Genomic DNA, 22,794 nt, shown 5'->3' with positions numbered 1-22,794 from the left:
GAAATTCATGTCAATAAATATTCATCCTCATATTCAACTTTTTGTGTTGTTTTTACTCACTTCAATAGCAGCCTGCACAGGCGGAAAAGAAGCCACCCTAAAAACAAATATTCCTGAAAAAGTAACTGCAATAAGTACTGCAAGCCAACAACTCTATCCCATATTGACACGTAGCAAAAACGGCTTTATTGACCCACTCGGACAGTGGGTATTGAATTTGCCGTATTTGAAGTTTGGCACTTTCAAAGAAGGTTTGGCCAGTGTCGTGGAGAAAGGAAAAACGGGATTTATCAACCAAAAAGGAGAAGTGGTTGTAACGCCACAATACAAGGATGCACAGGATTTTAGTGACGGAATGGCTGCCGTTCAAAATGACCAAAATTTGTGGGGTTTCATTGATTCACTTGGAAACTTAATCATACCTACAACCTACATGGAAGTAGGTGATTTTTCGGAAGGAAAGGCATCGGTAAAGCTACCCAATTCGCAGCAATGGGGATTCATTGACAAAAAAGGAAGTATGCTTGTTTTCCCGCAATTTGATTTTCCTTATCCACCTATTTTCAAAGATGGTTTGGCTAAAATTTTGATAGACAACAAATATGGCTTTATTGATGAATCGGGAGAATTGAAAATCCCAGCTCAATTTGCGGCTGCTTTGGATTTTTCGGAAGGATTAGCAGTCGTCAAAGAAGGCAGCAAAATTGGCTTCATCAACACAGACGGATTGAAGGTGATTACCCCTCAATATGACAGCGCACGGAGTTTTTCGGAAGGATTGGCAACGATTTATGTGGACGGAAAAGCGGGATACATCAACTACAAAGGCAAAATAGAAATAGAACCACAGTTTGATGATGCGCTCGACTTCAAAGAAGGATTTGCACCCATATTGCAGAATGGGAAAGCGGGTTATGTCAATTCTAAAGGCCTGATTGTCATTGAGCCGCAATTTGAAACGGTGGATTACTTTTCTGAAGGGATGGCAGCTGTTCGTGACAACAACCGCTATGGTTTTATCAATACAAAAGGTGAGTGGGTCTTTTTGCCGAGATTGGATTTTGCGACTTCCTTCAATGATGGTTTGGCAAAGGCGATGTCTTTTGACAAATGGGGCTTTATGGATGCAGCAGGTACGGTGATTTTGAAGCCGCAGTTCGACAAAGTGGGCGATTTTGCAGAAGGTTTGGCAGCCATTGAAGTAGATGGTAAATGGGGTTTTGTGAATTCCCAAGGAGACTTGACGATTGCGCCCCAATTTGACAAAGTTGACATTTTTTCGGAAGGTTTGGCAGCCATTGAAGTAGATGGTAAATGGGGTTTTATTGACAAAACAGGCACGGTGATAATCGTCCCAAAATTTGATAAAGTTGCCTCTTTTTCAGAAGGGAAAGCGGGTGTGATGCAAAACGGTAAATGGGGTTTCATTGACCAAAAAGGAACTGCAATGGGTGACTTTCAATGGGAGTCGGTAGCCAAGTTCAAAAATGGCATGGCATTAGTGAAAATGAATAGTCAATATGGCTACCTTAACAGCAAAGGGGAAATGGTAATCGAACCACAATTTGATACTGCTAAAGACTTTGAAGGTTCGTTGGCAGAAGTGGGTTTTGGGACAAACAAAGGTTTGATCACAAAGTCTGGCCAAATTATCCAGACTGATGCGTACAAGCCTATTAATGAGGGCCTTAAAGCGATTCAGGTGAACGAAAAATGGGGCTTTATTGATGCAAACGGCAAAACAGTGATTGTTCCACAATATGAGGATGCGGGTAGTTTTTCGGGAGGTATAGCAATGGTGAAATTGGAAGACACCTATGGTTTTATCTCCTCAACGGGTAAATTGGTGGGTGAACCGAAATACTTAATGGCTCGTGATTTTTCGGAAGGCTTTGCTGTGATTTACTTCAAAAACAAATGGGGCTATGCTGACACAACGGGCAGCATGGCGATTTACCCCAGTTATGAATGGGCAAAGGACTTTTCGGAAGGATTTGGAGCGGTAAAAACCAATGGTAAATTTGGCTACATCAACCGCAATGGGGAATGGATAATCAAGTCCATTTACGACGATGCCAGTGCTTTTGAGAATGGAATGGCTAAGGTGCGAATGGATGCAAAATGGGGAATCGTTGATACTTTGGGGCAAGTAAAGGTGCCGATTGAATTTGACCAAATATGGTTTTTGGAAAACGGTGCGATTCAAGTCAAAAACGACAATTCTTTTGGCTTATACCATTCTGAAAATGGTAAACTAACCGAAATGGATTTGAATGGAATCATCTGGTATCCGACTGACCGCATCGGCAAATTAATCAAAGGCAGCAACATGGCATATATCAATGAAAAGGGGGAATATTTGTGGAAAGCAGAAGGGTTTTAAGAAATCAGTGGCTGCTCTTCAACTTTTGAAGAAAGCAAGCGTTTTCAAAAAAACAATGGAATCAAACCTACAAAATCAAAGAAATCAAATGAATATTCCTGAAAATCACCAAGCTGTTATGCCTTATTTGATGGTCAATAAGGCTGAAGATTTTATCAAGTTTGCTCAAGAGGTTTTTGGTGCATCACTGAACTTCAAAAGGATGCGACCTGACGAAATCACCATCATGCACGCCGAACTTCAAATCAATGGTAGCACCATTATGTTTTGTGAAGCAACGACTGATTGGCTGCCTCAAACCGCCAATTTGTTTGTCTATGTGCCTGATGCAGATGCTACTTACCAAAAAGCGATTGATTTGGATGCAACAACTGTGATGGAGTTATCAGATCAGGATTATGGTCGAACTTGCGGTGTAAAAGATTCTTTTGGAAATATTTGGTGGATAACTTCAGCAGGACATTAAGAGAATGGGTACTGGCTTTTTTCCTTCAATACTTTTTGGACTTTGACCGAAAGAAGTTGACAGGCTAATTTAGAGCATAAATATTTGATAATAAATGTGTCTACTGATGAAAAAAGTTGAGATTATTCCTTTGGAGAAATTGGAAGAATTGCTAAAGCATGAGATTGGAGGAATGGAAGGTTGTCAAGAAATTTTGGATATATTTATTTCATTTTTTCAGACATTTAAAGTCAAAAAAGAAGTGAGATATGAGGATGAAGATATGCTGCTTTTTCAGTACGAGCTTTTTGATTGGGATGGTACAGGTGGGGATTTTGAACTTAACCTCACCCGCCAACTCGAAATTCCTAATAATGATGAATTGTTGCAAATAGGAGTGACACTCTACTTTGACCCTAAATCAATTGGCGAAATAGAAGAATTTAATATTTGGTCTATGGACTGTGAGAGTATTGAAGCATGGAAAAAAGTAATTGAAGCTACAGATGGGTTTCAAAAAATATTGGGATTGAAACCTCTAAAAGTTGAGTTGAATTCAAATGAAACATAGAAAATGTAATTTCCAAAAATAAATCTCTCCAATCTTGTAACGCCTTACCTCTTTTTTCAGATTCTTGAGTGTAAGCAACGAAATCTATCGTTGAAATCATTTTTTTATCAAAAAAAAAATACACCTCATGAATCAAGTAAAATTTGTAGCAACCTGTCTTTTTGTTTTGGGCCTATTTTTGAATGTGTCATCTGCAAATGCACAAGAAGACGTTTTAAAAATGGATGTAATTGGTGTAATGTATGTCAATAACTTTGACCACGTTTATTCTGATCGAGGAACGGGAGCGGAAGAAGATCTTTCGATTTGGAAACCTCAATTACCATCGGGCTACCATGCTTTGGGACATTATGCCAAAGCGGGTTACGATGCACCTACTGAATCCATGCCAGTTGTCAGAGCGATAGACCCAACGGCTTTAGCGCATCCTGTGGATTACCAACGATTTTATGCTGACAACGGTACAGGCGGTGATCAAGATGCTTCTTTTTGGATACCGATTCCACCAGCAGGTTACAAGGCTTTGGGAACAGTAGCGATGAGTTCGTACAACAAACCCTCACTTACCGATGTGGTATGTGTGAGAGAAAATTTAGTAGTTCCTGCGGTCATTGGACAACCTATTTGGACAGATAGAGCTTCAGGTGGAGATATGGATGTTGCACTTTGGGCAATTGAAGCGGTAAGTCATTCGGGTACAATTCCTTCAGGCTCTTTTTGTGGTCATGCTTCTTACAATCAATTGACCCGCTCAGAAGTTTGTTATGCACTCAAAACTGGATGGTAAGTGGGGATTTAACTTCAAAATACAAACTATTAAATGTATAAATATTTTGAAATTTAATATTTTTTACTTGAGCTAAGGATTTTTTTTGGGCGAACAGTAATGGCTAACCCACAAAATAAAGTTAAGAAAACGCTTCAAAAATGTGTGCTTACTTTTTAGTGCCATTGCTTAGAAAAAATAGCTTCCCGACTGAAATTCCCTTTCTATAAAGAGGGAAGGACAGCACAAAAATCGGGGAGTTATTTTTTTACCTTGAACTTATACTTTCGATTTTAACATTCAAATAATGAAGCCTTTATATCGAAAAGTGAAATAACCTTCAATTACAGTTCATCCACAATAACAATATTCAACACACACTACTGCATCACCACAAATTTTTCACTCACCCACTTCCTTCCGTCTGTTAGCATCAACACATAAACCCCACTCCCCATTGAAGGAAAAGCTAACTCTAATCCATTTTCCCCCATTACAGCCATAACTGCCTGGTTTTGCAGCAAACGACCATTCACATCGTACAACATCACCTGCAAATTCACCTGTTTTTCACTCAAAAAATCCACCTTCCAATCCGTTGCCGACAAGCGGTGAATCGCTGCAATCTCAAACTCCCTTTGCAACTTCAAGTCTTCAATACCCACACAATCTGCATCGTAAGCAAGCATATAGGTCGTCTCGGTCAAATCGGCACACAAAGAACCAAACTGAATGCGGTTTTCGATTTCGCCCATTGAAGTCAATGCCTGCACCTCCACCACATCTTCCACCTTCAAAGACAAACCCACCACTTCATATTCACCCGATGCCACATTGTTGAAGTCAAAACTGCCCGTTGCACTTTTTGCGGCAATATTTCCATCCCCATCCGCCAACAAAAACAAATAAGCAGAAGCCCCTCCAATGTATTCATCCCCATTTGTTTGCGCTCGAAAATCATCAGCAGAATCGGCGCACAAAGTCGTTTCGGTGGGTATCTGCAGCGTTCCCCCATTCGCAATACACGCACAAGCATTCAACTGCACATCGTCTAGAAAGAAAGCGGTCAAACCACCTCCAGCACCAAACAAACTAAATTGAATCGTATGGGCATTGCCATCTGCAAAAGAGCTCAAATCCACTTCAAAACGCTGAAAATAGAGTGCACTGCAAAGCGCATCGTTGCTGCCAAACACATCCAATAAAGGCACATTGTCCACCAAGACCTTGAAGTTATCGTTGTCGCTTGCACAGAAAAACAAGCCGTAAAAACTCAATGTGGCACTGCCAGTAAGTGGCATTGTTATCTGCTGCGAAATTTGGGTAATTTGCTGCGTTTGGTAGCCTCCCAAATAAGCCGAAAAATTGCCCACCATCGGAATCGTGTTGTCAATGATGTTGGCATCAGGTTGATTCGGTTCTTCAAATTCTACCCACGCATTGCCGCCTTCTTCAAAGCTGCCATCTGCTATCACATTGCAGAGAACAGGACAATAATCTCCTAATACATAAAACAAATTGCAGTCAGCATTTTGTGTATCTATCACCCAAATAGGTATTTCACCTCCTTCGTAAGGCCCTAAAACCACTGTTCCTGCACTCGTCAAAACCTGCGAATACCCATTCAAACTGTCTATCACCGTATAACTACTCGCCCCTCCAAAAGTGACATCAAACTCCAATTCAAACATTCCTTCCTCGTCGCATTCACTGCTAAAAATCTCAACCATTGGCGGATTGTCGCAGCCTTCAATGACCGGCTCACAAGAAGGTTGTCCGCCATTTACACCACAACCGAAATAAGGAAAACCATTGTCTATCTGCACCAAGTCTCCTCCACAACTACCCTCTTCCGAAATAATGACCATCACATCCACAGGCTCGGTATAGCTCGTTGGAACGGTGAAAACCAATTGACAATCTTTCGCCGAAGCCATCACTGTACCCGAGACCACCATTGGCGGATCGCTGTTGATGTACTCCAATGCAGTCAATTCTGCCCGCCAATTATTGGCATCGTAACCCTCACAAATATCAAAAACGTATTCAGCACCAGGATACAATTTTCCCAACAAATAGGCCTCATTGAGCCACACTTCAAAACCTGTAATCTCAAAACCACCTGCATCACAACCTTCTGCACCATCACAAAGCACTTCGCCCACATTCGAGTTCGCAAAGTTCGCCACCGCAGATGCAAACTGTTCACACTGAGCATAAACATTTGAAGTAGAACAAAATACTATCAAAATAACTGTCAACAAGGAATACATTTTTTTCATAAGATTGATTTTTGATGCCCTAAAAATACAATAGTTTTACTTCAATAAAAATTACATTTTCTACGGTTTATCTCCGAAAATTGACAACAACTGACACAAAAGACACTTGGACAAACTTCAAAAAACAACTACTTTTGACTATAAATAAATCGTATGAAAAAAATTCTCCTCCTACTAAGCATCCCCCTTTTCCTCCTCCTACCCGCCTGTGAAAAAGGTTTTGAAGAACTCAACAAAAATCCGTTTTTTCCAACACAAGCAGATGTCGGGGCAGTCTTCAATACGGTTGTTGATTTGACCCGATTAGGCTGGAACGAGCAGTTTTACATACACAACGAAATGCTCTATGGCATCACCCAATTGGCAGCCTTGACCGATGCGAGTTTCCAAAACAGTTCGATTGGAACAGAGGAAGTTTGGGAGATGTACTACAAAAGTTTGGCGCATATCAGAACCGTAGAAAATCGCCTCAATGCCCTTGAAGTAGAGGAAGAAGCATTAGACAATGTGCGTTCCATGCTCAAAATCCTCACCGCCTACAAAACCTTTCGAGTCACCGATTTATTTGGCGATATGCCTTTTTTTGATGCAGGAAAAGGCTTTGAAGGTTTGCAATATGCACGTCCAAAATTTGACACACAGGAAGAAATTTACAAATCTTTGCTGCAAGACCTTCAATGGGCCAATGAACACCTCAACACACTTCCCAATCCTCAAACGGCTTCTGGTCAAGCATACATAAGTTTGGGAGATTTCGACAATTTGTTTTTTGGCGATATGCTGCGATGGAAAAAATTTGCCAATTCACTGCGCTTGCGCCATGCCCTGCGAATGGTCGAAAAAGACCCAGCATTTGCACAGCCGATTTTAGCCGAAATCATTGAAGGAAACCTGCCCATTATTGAAGAGGGAGAAGATGTGATGATGTCGCCAGAACGTCAGAACTGGCTGAACGAGAGCCTCAATTGGTCTTTTAGAGAGCACAAAAAACTGCGAATGGGATCCAACATCTGGCAATCTTTTTCGACAAGCAATGCAACAGATGGCAGCGGCATTTACGACCCTCGTGCCTACATTTTCTTTGAACCCAACAATGCAAATGAGTGGGCGGCTTATCCTCAAATTCCGAACAGCGACACAGCACCTTCTGGAGGAATTCCATACCAACAACACCGAGACAACAACTATACCGTCAAGGGAACTGCCAACATTTATTCGCCCTTCAATTATTACCTCATTCGGGACGAAAAACAGGTTCCGCAATTGATTTTGACTGCCGCCGAAGTCCATTTCATCAAAGCAGAAGTCTATGCACGGGGTTTGGGCGTAGCGGCAAACGACGGGGAGGCAGATGCGTCCTATACGCTTGGCGTTGTGGCTTCTATCAATATGTGGCAAAACCTTGTGAATGGCACACAAATTTGGGAAAACAAACGACCAACGCTTTCGAGCGGACAAATTTTTGGCGTGGTCAACCATCCCAACATCAGCATTTTCGGCAATGACAACAAACTGAAACTCATCTACCAACAACGATGGCTCGATGCTTTTCGCCAACCGTGGGAAGCCTATTCTCTGATGCGGCGCACACGAATGACTCCACACGAAGGCGAATTTTCCGAGCATTTTCGATTTGCTTACCCGCCTTCTGAAGCACAAAACAATCCCGAAAACTGGGCAAACCAAGTAGCCAAAATGGGCGCAGATTCGGAGAAGGTGAAGGTTTGGTGGAATGAGTGAATTAGTGTTCAGTCAACAATGATTTAATGAGTAGCCTGTTCAAGTGTCCACACTTGAACAACGCTCTTGCTTGGAGTGTCCACACTCCTTACTACCTGCAAGTCTGAAGACTTGCAGCAAGAATTTCGCTCAAGTTTGGAAACTTGACCGTGCCATCATTTCAAATTTGACGAAACACTATATGGAAGAAATAATTATTTGATTATAAGCAAATACCGTAGAACAAAAATTATTCAATCTTTCAGCAGCATCGCTGCGACTCTATTTGTAGAAATAATGAGTAATAGATTTTCATGAGGGGCATAGCCTCGACACCATAGAGAATCCGTGTCGAAGCTATGCTCCTAATCGCTTCCATTCTATCTATTTTTTCTACATATAGAGTCAGGGCTATGCCCTTATAAATGTCAAAAAAACTTTCGTTCCAATTGTAGTAAACTGTATCTTTAAATGTAATTTCACCTAAATCTTTCGTCTTTCGTATTAAAAAAAATCAATGAAAAAACAATTCAAACTACTCGAAGCAACCAGAAAAAATCTATTGGATGCGGTCAAAGATATGACTTTGGAACAATTGAACCACATCCCAATGGGCTTCAACAACAACCTTATTTGGAACATGGGGCATGTCCTTGTGACCCAACAACTGCTGTGTTACGCGCTTGCAGGTGTAGCTTGCAAAGTGGACAACGCCATGATTGCCAAATACCGAAAAGGAACAAAACCCACCGAAGCGGTAGAAGCCGAAGAAGTGGTTTTTATCAAGCAGCGAATGGTAGAAACCATTGAAGAAACCAAATCAGATGTTGCAGCAGGCAACTTCAAAAACTTCAATGAATACCCTACAAGTTACGGAATCACCTTGCACTCTTTGGAGGAGGCCATAGAGTTCAACAACCTACACGAAGCCATGCACTTTGGATATGTATTGGCACTCAAACATGCTTTATAGAAAGAACACAAAACATTCTAACCATGCGTCCAATATTATCTTTTCTGATATTGTTTATCCTTTTGCCCTTGCGTCCTTTTACTGCAAAAGCACAAACAAACACGGGTAATTTGTTGTACCAACCAATCGACCCAACAACGACCAAAGTACAAGCCATCCATTTTGAAACTTGGTTGAAGAGTCATTTAAAATTGGAAAATGAAATCGAACTACGAGCCCTGCAATCAGAAACAGACCATCTTGGATTCACCCACCAACGCTACCAAGTCGCCCAAGCGGGCATCCCCATTGAAGGTTCAGTGCTCATCAGCCACAGCGATCCCCAAAAAAACATCACCGCCTACAATGGCAGCCTTTTCGACACAAAAAATATTGACAAACAAGCCACCATTACACCAAAAGAAGCATTGAATACTGCCATCCAATATGTAGGCGCAACAGTCTATCGTTGGGAAATTGAAGCCGAAAACGAACACCGAAAACACCTCCACCAAGACAAAGCCAAATCCTATTTACCCACTCCCAAATTGGTCATTGTACCAACGAATCTCGACTTCAAAACCCAAGATTTTCACCTCGCCTACAAAATAGACATCTATGCGCTTGAACCCCTTCAACGACAATGGATTTATGTCGACGCAAAAACAGGTGAAGTCATCGCCACTCAAAACCAACTCTGTACGCTACATTCTCCTCCATCAAAAAACCCCTCCACCGCTTCAACTGTTGGCAAAGTCCTTGACCATTGCCAAAGTTTTCGCTTTTACGCCCCTAATAGCACAAATTCCCTCTCCGTCTCCCCGTCTCTGCGTTCCATTTCAAGCCCAGTAAGCAAACCTCTCTGTGCCTCCGTGTCTCCGTGTTCATCCCCAATAAACACCCTCTGTGCCTCCGTCCCTCCGTGTTCATCCCCAATAAACACCCTCTGTGCCTCCGTGCCTCCGTGTTCATCCCCAATAAACACCCTCTGTGCCTCCGTGCCTCCGTGTTCAATCCCCAAATCAGACACCCCCGCCATCGCTATCACCAAATACAGCGGCATCCAAACCATCACCACCGACCAACAAAACAGCACCTACCTCCTCCAAGAAACTGCCCGCAACATCTTCACCTACAACATGCACCAAAACAATCTATTTGCCAACGCCACCATATTTGAAGACGAAGACAACTACTGGGACAACTTCAATGCACAACAAGACGAAGTAGCAACTGATGTACACTGGGCAACCGAGCGCACTTATGACTACTTTTTAGAAACATTCGGACGCAAAAGTTTCGATGGAAATGGTATCGCCATCAGAAGTTATGTTCACTACCTAAGACCTATATTCAGCGATGTGTATGCCAATGCCTTTTGGGATGGCGAACACTTGACCTATGGAGATGGCGACAACGAGCGACGCAGTGCCATGACCTCTCTCGATATATGTGCCCATGAATTTACCCACGCCATCACCGATTATACCGCCAATCTAATCAATGCAAGAGAATCAGGCGCATTGAATGAATCTTTCAGCGATATATTTGCCATTGCAGTAGAGCATTATGCAAAACCTTCAACCGCCAATTTTTTGTTAGGGGAAGAAGTAGCCTTAGGTGAAACAGATGCCATTCGTTCAGCCATTGCGCCCAAAACACTCGAAGCTCCCGACACCTACAATGGTGAATATTGGAACAAAATCGAAACACACAACCGCAGCAATGTCCAAACACACTGGTTCTATCTGTTGGTCAATGGAGGAACAGGAATCAACGATTTCGACCATGCGTATGAAGTGGAAGGCATTGGGTTAGAAGCTGCAATAGCCATTGCCTACCGAAATTTAACCGTTTACCTCACTCCACCAGCCACCTATGCCGATGCCCGATTCTTTTCTATTCGTGCAGCAATGGATCTATTCGGAGACTGTTCTGCCGAAGTACAGCAAGTCGCAAATGCTTGGTATGCAGTCGGTGTAGGAGAATCCGAATTGAAGGTCGAAGCAAGATTTGAAGCCGATGAAACCGATTTTTGCAGCAGTCAAGAAGCAACAGTTCACTTTTTGAACCATAGCATTTACGCCAACAGCTACCAATGGGATTTTGGCGATGGAACTAACAGTTTGGAAATCAACCCAACACATACCTATCAAAGTTCAGGAGAATATACCGTTCAGTTAATCACCACATCCTGCAATGGAGATCAGGACACTTTGACCAAAGAAAAATGGATACACATTGAAGCAGAATCTCCCTACTGTAATGAAATCATTTTCAATCCAATAGAACAACAAAACTTAAACGACTGCAAAGGCACATTTTACGACGATGGCGGTAAGTCGGGTGATTATACCCGAAACAAAAAAAGCCAAGTCACCATTGAAGTAGCAGAAGCCGATCACATCACATTGGATTTCAAGCAATTTGACCTTAGCAACAACCACGAACTGTACATCTATGATGGAAATAGCCAAAATGCTTCCTTGATTGGTTACTATTTTGGAAGCCGATTCCCCGAAGATGGAGCAACCATAGTTTCAAAAGGAAATGCCCTTCATTTGTACTTCGATGCTTCGGATGGTCCTACCAGCACAGAAGAACGCACTTTTCCAGGGTTTGAAGCCGTTTGGGCTTGCCACAACACCAACCGAAAACCTCTTGCATCCTTTACATCCAACAATGTTTTCATTTGCCAAGGACAGGTAAGTTTCACAGAATCATGCCTATACCAAGCCATGGAGTGGTTTTGGGATTTTGGAGATGGCAACACTTCACAAGAAGCCAATCCTGTACATACCTATCAAAAAAATGGCAAATATGACGTACAATTGATTGCCTGCAATGATTTTGGTTGTGATACTTTGAAGCAAAATGCTTTCATTAAAATCAACAAAGAATCCGATAACTGCTACCAAGCAAGAGTCCCTCAAAGCGGCAAAACCACAGTAAACAATTGTCAAGGAGTGATTTACGACCATGCAGGAGCAAACAGCTATTATAGCAACAATGCAAATGGCATTTTGGTCGTTTCGCCTCCTGCCTCCGAGCGTTTGGGATTTGTCATCCAAACTTTTAACACCGAAATCCAAGACGATGTACTGTTAATTTATGATGGAACCGACACAGATGCGCCCTTATTGCTCAGTCAATCAGGCACATCCTTTCCCAAAGACACGATATGGGCGGAAAGCGGAGCGATAACCCTTCATTTTCGCAGCAGCCCAAGTACCATCAATCAAGGTTTTGAAATATTCTATTTTTCGGTTCCAAAAGCAGAAAACCCAACAGCAGCCTTCCTATGGAACCCTTCAAATCCCCCCTTAGAAGTACCCATTTCCTTCAACAATCAGAGCATAGTAGCCAATCAATGGCATTGGGATTTTGGTGATGGCAAGAGTTCCTCACTCAAAAGTCCCGCCCATGTTTACACAGAAAGTGGTGATTATGAAGTCATATTAACGGCAAAAAACTGCTTTGCCGCCGATACTCTTCAAAAACAAATCAATGTTCAGTCCAAACCTAATCTTGAAGTCAGTCCACAAAATATTCACCTTACTTTGGTGGCAGGCAACAGCAGCAATCAGACAATCCATTTGTCCAATGTAGGAGCAGGAGATTTGTATTTTGGCACCAAAACGAAAGCATTTGAGCAAGATATAGTGGTTGAAAAATATTATACCAATTTAGGAATTGACGAATATGTGTTTGAGCAAGTACATCCTCTACAAAAGTTCCAATTAGAGGTCACTATCAATGGTGACTTTGATGCATCTGACGAATTTTTGTGGGTTAAGATAGAGGATAGTCCACTTTTGCAGGTTGGAGACAACAATCAAAGTGCGCCGAATGGAACGGACATTACGGAGGTTTTTACATTTGATATAGATGGTGCAAATGTAGAAAAATGGTTGGAAGACCAACAATTGAAGATTCAAGTCGGAAAATCGAATCAGGTAAATTTGGAAGAAGGAGGTGAAGATTATTACAAAATTCGGTTGGTGACAGACCATGCCAAATGGCTGAAAACGGCGGTAAGTAATGGAGTCGTAGAAGGAACAGCAAATAAAGATGTTCAAATCACCTTTGATGCCAGTGATTTATGGGAAGGTACTTACTTCAATGAACTGCAAATATTGACCAACGAAACAGACAATTCTCCTCAAACCGTTTTCTGTACGCTGGAAGTATTGGCGCATCCACAAGCAAATTTCAAACAAGCAAGTGCGGTATCCTGCAATGGGGAAATAGAGTTTCAAGACAAAAGCATCAATCATCTTGATACTTGGACTTGGGATTTTGGAGATGGCACAACTTCAACCGAACAACATCCGACCCATACTTTTCCCCAAAATGGCGATTACACCGTTTCTTTGACGGTTTGTAAAAATGGCGATTGTGATTCAACCAGCAAAAATATATTCATTGCGCCTTTCGCCGATTTTAGTTTTCCCTTCAACAATGTGCGGCATCATACGCCTGTGCTTTTCACCAATAAAAGCCGAGGAGGACAAACCTACCATTGGGATTTTGGAGATGGGACAACAACGACTGAAAAACATCCAACGCATCTATTTGAAGCAGAAGGCACTTATGAAGTCCAGTTGATTAGCCAAACTTGCTTCCAATCTGATACGACCACCAAAACCATTCACATTCAAGCTCCTCCAAAAGCAGTTCTTTCTTTGGACACACTCAAAGTCACCATTGATGCAGGCAACCAAAGTATTCAAAAAATTCCTATTCAAAATACAGGAATGGGTGATTTGTATTGTGAGTCAGGTGTGCAAAAAGAATCTGCTGAAAGTACGGTGATTTTTGAAGAAGTAGGACAAAAAACGGAGCATGTTTTTGAAGGGGTAATAGCCGAAGATTTCCTTCAATTGAAGATTACCCTCAATGGTGATTTTGACAAAACCACCGAGAAAGTTTGGCTGCGAATAGAGGGGGAAGGTATTCAGTCTGTTTTGGACAATAATATGGAATCTCCTGACGATGAAACACATATTATCACCTTATACCCTCCAATTTACCGTCATTTGTTGGCAGATGGACAGCTAATAGTGGAGTTGGAAAACAGTCCAGAAGTAGAGCCACGGGCAGATCGAACCAACAAACACAGCGTACAGTTGATTGCTCATGGCATTGAATGGTTGTCGCTTGTGGAAGAAAATCAAACGATTGCCGCAAATGAAATTGCGGATATTGAAGTGCTTTTTGATGCAAGCAACTTGAATAGTGGCATTTACGAATTTCCACTGCAAATAAAAACCAATGAATCGGATGAATCTAATTACTTGATTCCTACAAGATTGGAGGTGATTGGTGCGGCTGCAATGGAGTTATCAGCTTCAAACATAGATTTCGGTACGATTCGGGCAAACAGCAGTCTTACAAAATCTTATGAAATTTTCAATGCTGGAACAGATACGCTTTTTATCGGCAATATCAGTACCCAAAACCCTGTTTTTGAAGTAGATACTACCATCCTTGTTTTGCCACCCAAAACGACTTATCAAGGCTCAGTTGCTTTTTCACCTACTTCAATCAGTTCTTTTGCAGCAGATTTGGAAATTCAAAGCAATGTCGGAATAAAAACGGTTTCGCTTTTGGGAACTGCGGTTGGTGCGCCCAAAATTTCGGTGACACCTGATTCTTTGTGGGTAGCTTTGGAGGTGGGTGAACAAACAACAAGGGAACTTTCGGTCAGCAATACAGGCGTTAATGAATTGCTTTTTGAAGCCCAAAACACCACTTTCACACGATTTGACAGTTTGGTTGTCAAAGATTTCTACAAAATTGCAGACACGACTGTTCATGTTTTTGAAAACTTGGTGCCTGCCGATTCTCTGCAATTGAAGTTCAAAATGTTTGGTGATTACAACAAGCCGAATGAATATGCGGATGTGTATTTGAATGGAGAATGGAAAGCGAGGTTGGGAGAATTCAATGCTGATACGATATACAACGTAAGGGATAGTTTGTCTTTGGCTTGGTCGGATATTTCAAACGGTTTGGAGGAAGGGAAATTGGAGGTCATGTTGGTCAATTCGGAGGAAGTGAATACGGGTATAACGATTTCACAAGCGCATGAGGTTCAACTCAAAACCTTTGATACGGCTTGGCTCAATGTTTCTCAAAACGAAACTGGTGTAGGGGTGAATAATTTGGAAACGGTTGAAGTATGGTTCGATACGAGTCATTTATCGGTTGGAACGTACCATCAAGATATTGAAGTGTTTGCAGATGATCCTGTGCGTCCTTTGACCATTGTTCCTGCTACGCTTGTGGTGTATGAACGTCCACAGGCGAATTTTGAAGTGGATTTGCAGAAAGTTTGTAGTGGTGCGGTTCAGTTTCAGAATTTGAGCAGTGAAAACGCAACAGAATGGCACTGGAATTTTGGGGATGGTACGACTTCAATGGACAAAAATCCACAACATATTTACGCTTTGCCCAATAAATATTTCATTGAATTGGTTGCGGCGCATGAATTTGCAGCCGATACTTTGCGTTTCGATTTGGTGGTGGATTTCACAATTGCCGATTTTGAAACTCCTGATACGGTTTTTCACCACACTGATTTTGAAGTGGTCAATCAAAGCATTGGAGCAATAACCTCGCTCTGGAGTTTTGGAGAGGGAACGGTCATTACAACAGACAATCCTGTTTTTCAATACGATACAATAGGAATTTATACGATTCAATTGGTTACACAAAGTACGAATGACTGCTTGGATACGCTTCAAAAGGAAATTGTAGTGGAATTGAAGGTGGGTATTGAAGCCAATCAACTCCTCCCCGATTGGCTACGAATTTACCCCAATCCTGTGGATGCGGATTTGACCATTGAAGTAAACAAAAGCACATTGCAACCCATTGAAGTGACACTCTACAATGCTCTGGGTCAATCTCTTAGAAAGATTCGATTTGAAGGAAATCGGCAAATCATTCACTGCAATGAGTTGCCGAGTGGTTTGTATTATTTGAAGCTGCAAACGGGTGATTTTACGGGTTTGCAGAAGGTAGTGGTTCGGTGATTACAACTGACTCAATATGTATTCTAATCCTTCTTCAAAGTTTGTTTTCATCTGCTCAACGTTGGGAAGCATGGTCGTTGCAAATTCGGGCGTAAGTCGTTGATTTTCATCTTCGACTTGAAACATAAAGTGTAGAATCTGTTCTCCTAGTGTGTCGAAACTGGTCAGTTGGGTCAAGGCTTTCATGTCCAAATCTTCCATATTCACCAAATTGGCATCAATTTCTCGCAATCCATTCACAATCGTAATTTTCAAATCCAGCGTTTTGGTGAGCAAACGCTGCAAAGGCAGTGCAAGCCGCTGGGTAGCCCATTCTTTTTCCAATTTTTTTATCAATTGGTCAAAGGCTTTATTGAAATTCTTAGCTTGTTTGGAATTGGCAAAAGGTTGGTTGTTTTTGAAGATAATCGAAAGGATTTCTTCTTTGTCTATGGCCTGATTTTTATGCAGTTGTTGAACAGCATGTCCCACAATAAATAGTTCTGAAAAACTATTGCCCATTTCTGCAAAAATACCGTCAATTTCTTTTGATTGACCCGCTTCAATTGGAAACTGTTCCATATTTTCCATCAGTGCTTCTTCCATCATAATTTCTTCGAAGTTGTTGTAATGGATGAAGGCGAAATTGGCGAAATTGTGAAAAGTAAAATCTTCGTGTTGACTTATAAAAGGACCAAAAGCTGTGCCTGGTTCTTTCACCAAATCGGGCTTAGAGATGGCATAGGCCCGAAACAAACACATATCAACAGGCATGGGTTCGGCATACCAATTGAGGATATCTTCAATAGCTTCAGTGAGTTGATTGTCTTTGTTTTGGATAACGAAAGTTTGTGTTGCCAATTCGCGAGAAGTTACTTTCTCCAATCGAAAAATATGTTTTTGGTAATCCACAGGAACAATTCTTAAAGCATCTTTTTCTTTGAAATCGTTCTCTTTCAACCAATCACACAAATCGTAAGCCTCTATGATGGCAGTATCTTGACCTTTTATTTTTGGAATGTTGGCACTATAAGGAGCCAAAAGCGAAACAAACATATACATTTCACTTACGGCTACTTCTACTTTTAGGAGAGTAAAAGGATTCCCGTCTTCATCTTGCAATTGAATGTCCGAAAGAGGAATTTCGGGATGGATAAAGGGCATAAAGCGATGTCCTACATACATTCTTCCTTCTTCTATTTCGATGTCTGTTAGGCTGATTTTGAACTCAGTATCATTGAACAAATTTTCTCTGTAAATAATGCTTCTTTTGTCCCAATCTACAGCTATATCTGTCACTAAATCCTCTGCCAAATATTCATCAATAGCCTCTTCAATTTCTTCTTCATCAGGTCGTTTTTTGCTCAATCGCTTGACTTCATTGTAAAATGCCTTCAAGCTCGTGATTTTTCTCTCTGCAAAAACTTTTTTGACAGTATCGGATAAGTTCATATTGGTAATTTATAAAAGTTGATATGTTGACATTGAAAGATAAAAGTAAAAAAAATATTCTTCAATCCAAGTTTTTTCGCCAATTGGTATTTCTACTTTGTTTTTTCTCGGAATGTATCTTTTTATTTTTCAAACGATTTGCATGATATGCTTTTGAAGGCAATCGGCGTTTTCTTTTTTTGCGAAGGGTCAAGGCCTCTTTGATTATTTCTTCAAAGCGTTCGAGTGCTATACTTTGATTTCTTATGGCAGAACGTTCATCTTGTACAGTCAGCCGAAAAATGCCTTCTTTGCTGATGCGATTTTGTAGTCGACTTAGCAAAAGTTGCTTTTGTGCTTGGGTTAAAAGTTCGGAGTTCACCACATCAAAATTTAGTTCTACCTTTGTCGAAACCTTGTTGACGTGTTGTCCCCCTTTGCCGCTGCTGCGAACATTTTTGAAGGACAATTCAGGGGTTAAATCTATTGAGATCATTTGGAATAAAATTAAAATTTAGCATGAAAAAAATACTCATATTTGGAGGCACTCAGTTTATTGGCCGCCGATTGGTAGAACTACTGCTCGAAAATGGACAGTATGAACTAACGCTATTCAATAGAGGTAAAAGTATGCCCAATTTGTTCCCCAATGTGAAAAAAATATTGGGAAATCGGAGAACTGAGGACATCAATCAGCTCAAAGAGGGGGATTGGGATGTGGTGATTGATGTGTCGAGTTACCACCCTTACCCACTTCAAAAAGCAGTGGACATACTGAAAGACAAGGCAAAACGCTATATTTATGTTTCTACGATATCGGTTTATGACGATGAGGCTTGCCAAAATCAAGTCATTACAGAAACTACAAAATTAAAAACCTATACCGAAGAAGACAAAACTGCCGAAGACATCACTGGTCAAAACTATGGTCCAAAAAAGGTTGCCTGTGAAGAAGTATTGCTCAATACGCCTGAATTGGACTCCATTATTTTGCGCCCATCCGTGGTTTATGGCAAATATGATCCCTTTGACCGTCACTATTATTGGCTCTATCGCATTCAAAATCAAGACAAAATATTGCTTCCTGAAGGTGGCAAAACCCAACTTTCGTTTACTTTTGTAGATGATTTGGTCGAGAGTATCATTGCAGCCATTGAAGTAGAGAATCACTCTGGGATTTACAATGTCACAACACATCCTGTTTTGTCCTTGAAAGACATCGTGTATGCAATGGCGAAGGCTTTGGGAAAAGAACCTGAGTGGATCAATACAGATGCAGATTGGCTGCAAAACCAAAAAGTAAATCAATGGGCAGGGATTTCTTTTTGGACAAGTCAAGATATGTTGATGGTCGACAACGAAAAAATCACCACAGACTTCCAACTTCAATGGGATGACATAGAAACTTCTTTCAAAAAAACAGCCGACTACTACGAAAGTTTGGGATGGCCATTGCCAAAGTATGGAATAAGTGTCGAACGAGAACAAGAATTGATGGATATTCTGGTTGAGCGATAGTGAAATCCCGATTTTTCATTGGATGTGATGGTTAGTAATCAACTATTTCCACATTCTCAAAAGGGCAGTAAACGAGAGTTTACTGCCCTTTTGTTAGTGCATTTTAATACATAAAAAAATAACCAGCACCTACAAAAGATACTGGTTATATTACCCTATTTTTTTTACTTACCCTATATTATTCTATCACAAAAACGCCTTTTTCATTTTGTCATACATTTACATTTTTAGATTTGAAATTTTGACGAGAATCAATTCCGTTTTTTGATTTTTTGTTTGCATGAAAAAACTCCTTGGGTAACTGTTTCTTTGCCAAACCAAAATCCAATGTTCGAATTGGAAATGGAATATTAAAGTCGTTTTCATCATACACACTTTTGATTTTTTTGATGGCCTCACTTTGAGCCTTCAAAAATTGGCCTTGTTTGTAAAAATCAATCCAAAAACGGACTACAAAATTTATCGAACTGCCTCCAAATTCTTTGTAGAACAGTTCCACAGTCGTATCTTTTCGCACTAAATCCAAACTTTCTATTGCAGCAATGGTCACATCTTCTACTTTTTGTAAATCAGATTCATAACCTACACCCACTTCAATATCTACCCGTCTAGTAGATTGGGAATTGTAGTTTTTCAGAGGCCCTTGTAACAATTCTTTGTTGGGAATCATCACGCTTGGCCCTTGAGGTGTTCTAATAATTGTTGCCCTCAAATTGATGCGTTCTACTGTACCAAAAGTACCTTCCACCTCCACCAAATCACCTACTTTCAAGGTTTTACGAAAGGCCATGATGATTCCTGATATAAAATTGGTAGCAGTATCTTGAAAAGCAAAACTCAATGCTAAACCTATAATACCTGCACCTGCGAGTAAAGAAGTTACGGTTTTGTCTAAATTCAGTATACCCAAAGCCACAAACAATCCTGCTGTGCAAACTACCAAAAATACGATTGTAGCGATTAATTTACTGACGCTGATGTTGGTAGAAACTCTACTGAGTATGCGGCCTACCACATTGCGGGCGAGTTTAGCCAATAGATAAAAACCAAATACAACTATGATGGCTACAACAAAATTGGGTAGCATCGCTAAAAAGGTTTCTATCCATAAATTTATTTTTTCTATTACTACATTTATATTTACTCCAATATTTTCGAACATATTTTACTCTTTCGCTTTTTTATTATTGAATGTTGTTAAAGGTTGTTGCTGTTTCTATTACTTAACAGTAGGCACTTGAATGTAAGACGACTCTTGCGTTTCATTTACATTAGAAGACCTTTTTGAGGTTTTGAGAGGACTTGTGAAATACAAAATACTGGCAATACCTGCAATCATTCCATATATCACTACTTCAAGTAAGGAAATAACAAACATCATATAAGCAACCATGCTATTATCTGCTCCTTCTACCATGGCTCTTCCGGACATTTCAGGTTCAAAATAAGCTGGACTTCCAATCAAAGCAAGGAATACTTGTAGTAATAAAAAGCTGACTGCGGCAGCCAATGTGATTGTACCTGCGAGCCTAACTCCTTGTGCAAAGGAAGGTTGTTCCTTTCGAGGTTTAAATAATATGAATCCAATGGCCATTATACCACCTATGATAAAGAATTTGCTCAGATGCACCAATACATAGTTGTCAAAAGAAACCATTTTGAAGAAGAAAAAGTACAGTGCTGTCAGTGCAGCTGTCAATACGCCAAGTTTGATTCCCAAAGATATAGATTGAACTTTGGACCGGAAGCCCATTGCATCTTCAATCTTTTCTGCTAAAGTATTTGGAACATTCGTTTTATTTATTTGCTGATTCATTGTTTAATTTTTTTGGGGTAGGTTATAAAAATAAGGAGCATAGTGTAATAAGAGAGAAGGTAAAAAATAGTAGCAGCGTACAGAATATACATCTGCTACTAATTAGTGCTTGAACGATAAGGCACAAATATTTGATATTGATTAAAATAAAGAGCTTTTTTTGCTTGAATTTTATAGTAGAAATTATTATCTTAGCAATTGCAATATTTGTATAATGTTAATTACGAATCAAATGATGATTTGTCTGTCTATGAGATTCGTGTAAAAAAGTATTACTATCTGATGCGTAAAGAATTTGAAGCACAATTACAATTGGATTCGATTCCTATTGGAGAGGTAGAAATAGATATGCGAAGCCGTCATGAGCTACCTCAACTATTAGCAGGATTACAGCATATTTTCACGAATGAAGCACTTCGAACAGCCGTTCTGAAAGTTTTATCTGAGGCTATTTTGTCAGAAAAAAAAGCGACGGGTCGTTTGGGAATGAGTTTATGGGAATTATTTGTTTTGGGTTGTTGCCGTCTAAATTTAAATATAGATTATGATAATCTACATGATTTATCGAATAATCACCATTCACTTCGAGGGATATTAGGTGTAGCAACGAGAGGTTATCTACCGAATGTAAAACATTATTGTTTGCAAACAATTAAAGATAATGTTGGTTTACTTACTGAAGATAACCTTAATGAAATCAATAAAATAATAGTTAATGAAGGTCATCAATTAAAAAAAAAGGAAGGTAAAATTTTAGAGTTGAATCTCAAAGCAGATTCGTTTGTAGTAGAACGTCATATTCATTTTCCAACCGATATCCGTTTATTGTGGGATTGTGTACATAAATGTATTGGTTTTATAAAGCTGTTAAAAAGCGTAGTAGACATATCAGGATTACGTAATTATAAATCAATACGTAAAAAAATAAAAAGATTATATACGCTTACAGCAAGAATACATAAACGAAAAGGTAATAATTATATAAAACGCCTTCAAGATTCGACAGAGGAGTATTTGGCAGCAACCTATCCTTTATTAAAGAAAGTGAATGATTTAGTAGAAGCTTTGAGTGAAATAATTGATTCAAAACCTCACTTAGCAACAAAGTTAGAAAGCTTGAAATATTATCGAGATATGTTAAAAAAACATATCGATTTGGTGGATAGACGTATTCTACAAGGCGAACAAATTCCTCATTCGGAAAAGGTATTTTCCATTTTTGAACCTGAAACGGAGTGGTTGAAGAAGGGCAAGGTGCACCCAAATGTAGAATTGGGGCATAATGTGTTGATTGTAACTGACCAATTTCACTTTATTGTTTATCACAAAGTAGCTGTAAAAGAACAAGATAAGGATTTAGTGATTCCATTAGGGAAGGAATTACAGGAACGCTTCAAAGAAAAGTGCAAATTGTATAGTATTAGTTTTGATAAAGGTTTCTGGCTGAAATCAAATAAGGAAGCGATGGAAAAAATATTCGATATAGTTGTGATGCCTAAAAAAGGAAAACCAACTATTGCTGAGAAAGAGGCGTACCAGGCAGATAACTACAAAACTTATAAGCGTAAACATAGTGCAGTAGAATCAAATATTAATGAATTGGAACAGGGTGGTTTGGATAAAGTAGCGGATAAGGGCTTGGATGGCTTCAAGAAATATGTGGCATGGGGAGTATTGGCTTACAATTTAAAGCGATTGGGCAGATTGTGCATGGAGCAGCAAAAAGCGAAAGCCAAGAAACTGCAAAAAGCGAAAAAACGAAAGCTCAAAAAAGCCTCTTGAGTTTCAAAATAGGCTTTTCTTTATAAATTGTTGATAAATAAGATTTTAACGTATTTCATAGGGGATTGTCTGCTCCGAAATGAGCGCAATGCAATGTATATCAGTAATTT

14 protein-coding genes are annotated in these 22,794 nt (G+C 40.1%); 9 read left to right on the top strand and 5 right to left on the bottom strand.

Features of this window, described 5'->3' with window-relative positions; genetic code table 11:
• Positions 1 to 7: 7 nt before the first annotated feature.
• The 4 genes from R3E32_00405 to R3E32_00390 all read left to right on the top strand — a co-directional run bounded on the left by R3E32_00405 (position 8) and on the right by R3E32_00390 (position 4,186).
• Positions 8 to 2,383 carry a WG repeat-containing protein gene (locus tag R3E32_00405; GenBank protein ID MEZ4883162.1) on the top strand — a complete coding sequence of 792 codons (2,376 nt, stop codon included), beginning with the start codon at positions 8 to 10 and terminating at the stop codon, positions 2,381 to 2,383.
• An 88-nt stretch (positions 2,384 to 2,471) separates the two neighbouring features.
• Positions 2,472 to 2,849 (top strand): VOC family protein, encoded by a 378-nt coding sequence (locus R3E32_00400; GenBank protein ID MEZ4883161.1) that lies wholly within the window; start codon positions 2,472 to 2,474, stop codon positions 2,847 to 2,849.
• Positions 2,850 to 2,955: 106 nt separating this feature from the next.
• On the top strand, positions 2,956 to 3,399 hold the full coding sequence (locus tag R3E32_00395) for a hypothetical protein (GenBank protein ID MEZ4883160.1): 444 nt from the start codon (positions 2,956 to 2,958) through the stop codon (positions 3,397 to 3,399).
• Between the two features lie 127 nt (positions 3,400 to 3,526).
• Positions 3,527 to 4,186 carry a Vps62-related protein gene (locus R3E32_00390; protein ID MEZ4883159.1) on the top strand — a complete coding sequence of 220 codons (660 nt, stop codon included), beginning with the start codon at positions 3,527 to 3,529 and terminating at the stop codon, positions 4,184 to 4,186.
• Between the two features lie 359 nt (positions 4,187 to 4,545).
• On the opposite strand, the gene R3E32_00385 is transcribed toward R3E32_00390, so the two are convergent.
• Complete coding sequence (locus R3E32_00385) at positions 4,546 to 6,447, bottom strand: T9SS type A sorting domain-containing protein (GenBank protein ID MEZ4883158.1); 1,902 nt, start codon at positions 6,445 to 6,447, stop codon at positions 4,546 to 4,548.
• 153 nt (positions 6,448 to 6,600) lie between these two features.
• On the opposite strand from R3E32_00385, the gene R3E32_00380 reads away from it, so the two are divergent.
• The 3 genes from R3E32_00380 (at position 6,601) to R3E32_00370 (ending at position 16,158) form a co-directional block, all read left to right on the top strand.
• On the top strand, positions 6,601 to 8,187 hold the full coding sequence (locus R3E32_00380; protein ID MEZ4883157.1) for a SusD/RagB family nutrient-binding outer membrane lipoprotein: 1,587 nt from the start codon (positions 6,601 to 6,603) through the stop codon (positions 8,185 to 8,187).
• Positions 8,188 to 8,683: 496 nt separating this feature from the next.
• Positions 8,684 to 9,139 (top strand): DinB family protein, encoded by a 456-nt coding sequence (locus tag R3E32_00375; GenBank protein MEZ4883156.1) that lies wholly within the window; start codon positions 8,684 to 8,686, stop codon positions 9,137 to 9,139.
• Between the two features lie 23 nt (positions 9,140 to 9,162).
• Entirely contained in the window at positions 9,163 to 16,158 is a 6,996-nt protein-coding gene (locus tag R3E32_00370; GenBank protein ID MEZ4883155.1) for a PKD domain-containing protein, read from the top strand.
• Here the strand turns inward: R3E32_00370 and R3E32_00365 are convergent, their stop codons facing one another.
• Both R3E32_00365 and arfB read right to left on the bottom strand, forming a co-directional pair.
• Positions 16,159 to 17,589, bottom strand: coding sequence for a hypothetical protein (locus R3E32_00365; protein MEZ4883154.1), 1,431 nt, complete (start codon positions 17,587 to 17,589; stop codon positions 16,159 to 16,161). It abuts the gene before it with no gap.
• A gap of 61 nt (positions 17,590 to 17,650) precedes the next feature.
• A complete protein-coding gene (gene arfB, locus R3E32_00360) occupies positions 17,651 to 18,064 on the bottom strand; it encodes an alternative ribosome rescue aminoacyl-tRNA hydrolase ArfB (protein ID MEZ4883153.1) in 414 nt (137 codons plus the stop codon).
• Between the two features lie 23 nt (positions 18,065 to 18,087).
• Between arfB and R3E32_00355 the strand changes: the two genes are divergently transcribed.
• A complete protein-coding gene (locus R3E32_00355; GenBank protein ID MEZ4883152.1) occupies positions 18,088 to 19,086 on the top strand; it encodes an NAD-dependent epimerase/dehydratase family protein in 999 nt (332 codons plus the stop codon).
• Between the two features lie 211 nt (positions 19,087 to 19,297).
• On the opposite strand, the gene R3E32_00350 is transcribed toward R3E32_00355, so the two are convergent.
• Both R3E32_00350 and R3E32_00345 read right to left on the bottom strand, forming a co-directional pair.
• Positions 19,298 to 20,248, bottom strand: a complete 951-nt coding sequence (locus tag R3E32_00350) for a mechanosensitive ion channel (GenBank protein ID MEZ4883151.1) — start codon at positions 20,246 to 20,248, stop codon at positions 19,298 to 19,300.
• Positions 20,249 to 20,305: 57 nt separating this feature from the next.
• Entirely contained in the window at positions 20,306 to 20,902 is a 597-nt protein-coding gene (locus R3E32_00345) for a hypothetical protein (protein MEZ4883150.1), read from the bottom strand.
• A gap of 282 nt (positions 20,903 to 21,184) precedes the next feature.
• On the opposite strand from R3E32_00345, the gene R3E32_00340 reads away from it, so the two are divergent.
• A complete protein-coding gene (locus R3E32_00340; GenBank protein MEZ4883149.1) occupies positions 21,185 to 22,684 on the top strand; it encodes an ISNCY family transposase in 1,500 nt (499 codons plus the stop codon).
• Positions 22,685 to 22,794 lie beyond the last annotated feature (110 nt).

This window comes from Chitinophagales bacterium, from assembly GCA_041392475.1.
Taxonomy (GTDB): domain Bacteria; phylum Bacteroidota; class Bacteroidia; order Chitinophagales; family UBA2359; genus JAUHXA01.
This window is presented reverse-complemented; position numbering and strand designations above follow the sequence as displayed.

What these genes read in the sequence shown, in the direction of transcription:
- R3E32_00405 (MEZ4883162.1), top strand. Translation starts at nt 8, where the DNA reads ATGTCAATAAATATTCATCCTCATATTCAACTTTTTGTGTTGTTTTTA.
- R3E32_00400 (MEZ4883161.1), top strand. Translation starts at nt 2,472, where the DNA reads ATGAATATTCCTGAAAATCACCAAGCTGTTATGCCTTATTTGATGGTC.
- R3E32_00395 (MEZ4883160.1), top strand. Translation starts at nt 2,956, where the DNA reads ATGAAAAAAGTTGAGATTATTCCTTTGGAGAAATTGGAAGAATTGCTA.
- R3E32_00390 (MEZ4883159.1), top strand. Translation starts at nt 3,527, where the DNA reads ATGAATCAAGTAAAATTTGTAGCAACCTGTCTTTTTGTTTTGGGCCTA.
- R3E32_00385 (MEZ4883158.1), bottom strand. Translation starts at nt 6,447, where the DNA reads ATGAAAAAAATGTATTCCTTGTTGACAGTTATTTTGATAGTATTTTGT.
- R3E32_00380 (MEZ4883157.1), top strand. Translation starts at nt 6,601, where the DNA reads ATGAAAAAAATTCTCCTCCTACTAAGCATCCCCCTTTTCCTCCTCCTA.
- R3E32_00375 (MEZ4883156.1), top strand. Translation starts at nt 8,684, where the DNA reads ATGAAAAAACAATTCAAACTACTCGAAGCAACCAGAAAAAATCTATTG.
- R3E32_00370 (MEZ4883155.1), top strand. Translation starts at nt 9,163, where the DNA reads ATGCGTCCAATATTATCTTTTCTGATATTGTTTATCCTTTTGCCCTTG.
- R3E32_00365 (MEZ4883154.1), bottom strand. Translation starts at nt 17,589, where the DNA reads ATGAACTTATCCGATACTGTCAAAAAAGTTTTTGCAGAGAGAAAAATC.
- arfB (MEZ4883153.1), bottom strand. Translation starts at nt 18,064, where the DNA reads ATGATCTCAATAGATTTAACCCCTGAATTGTCCTTCAAAAATGTTCGC.
- R3E32_00355 (MEZ4883152.1), top strand. Translation starts at nt 18,088, where the DNA reads ATGAAAAAAATACTCATATTTGGAGGCACTCAGTTTATTGGCCGCCGA.
- R3E32_00350 (MEZ4883151.1), bottom strand. Translation starts at nt 20,248, where the DNA reads ATGTTCGAAAATATTGGAGTAAATATAAATGTAGTAATAGAAAAAATA.
- R3E32_00345 (MEZ4883150.1), bottom strand. Translation starts at nt 20,902, where the DNA reads ATGAATCAGCAAATAAATAAAACGAATGTTCCAAATACTTTAGCAGAA.
- R3E32_00340 (MEZ4883149.1), top strand. Translation starts at nt 21,185, where the DNA reads ATGCGTAAAGAATTTGAAGCACAATTACAATTGGATTCGATTCCTATT.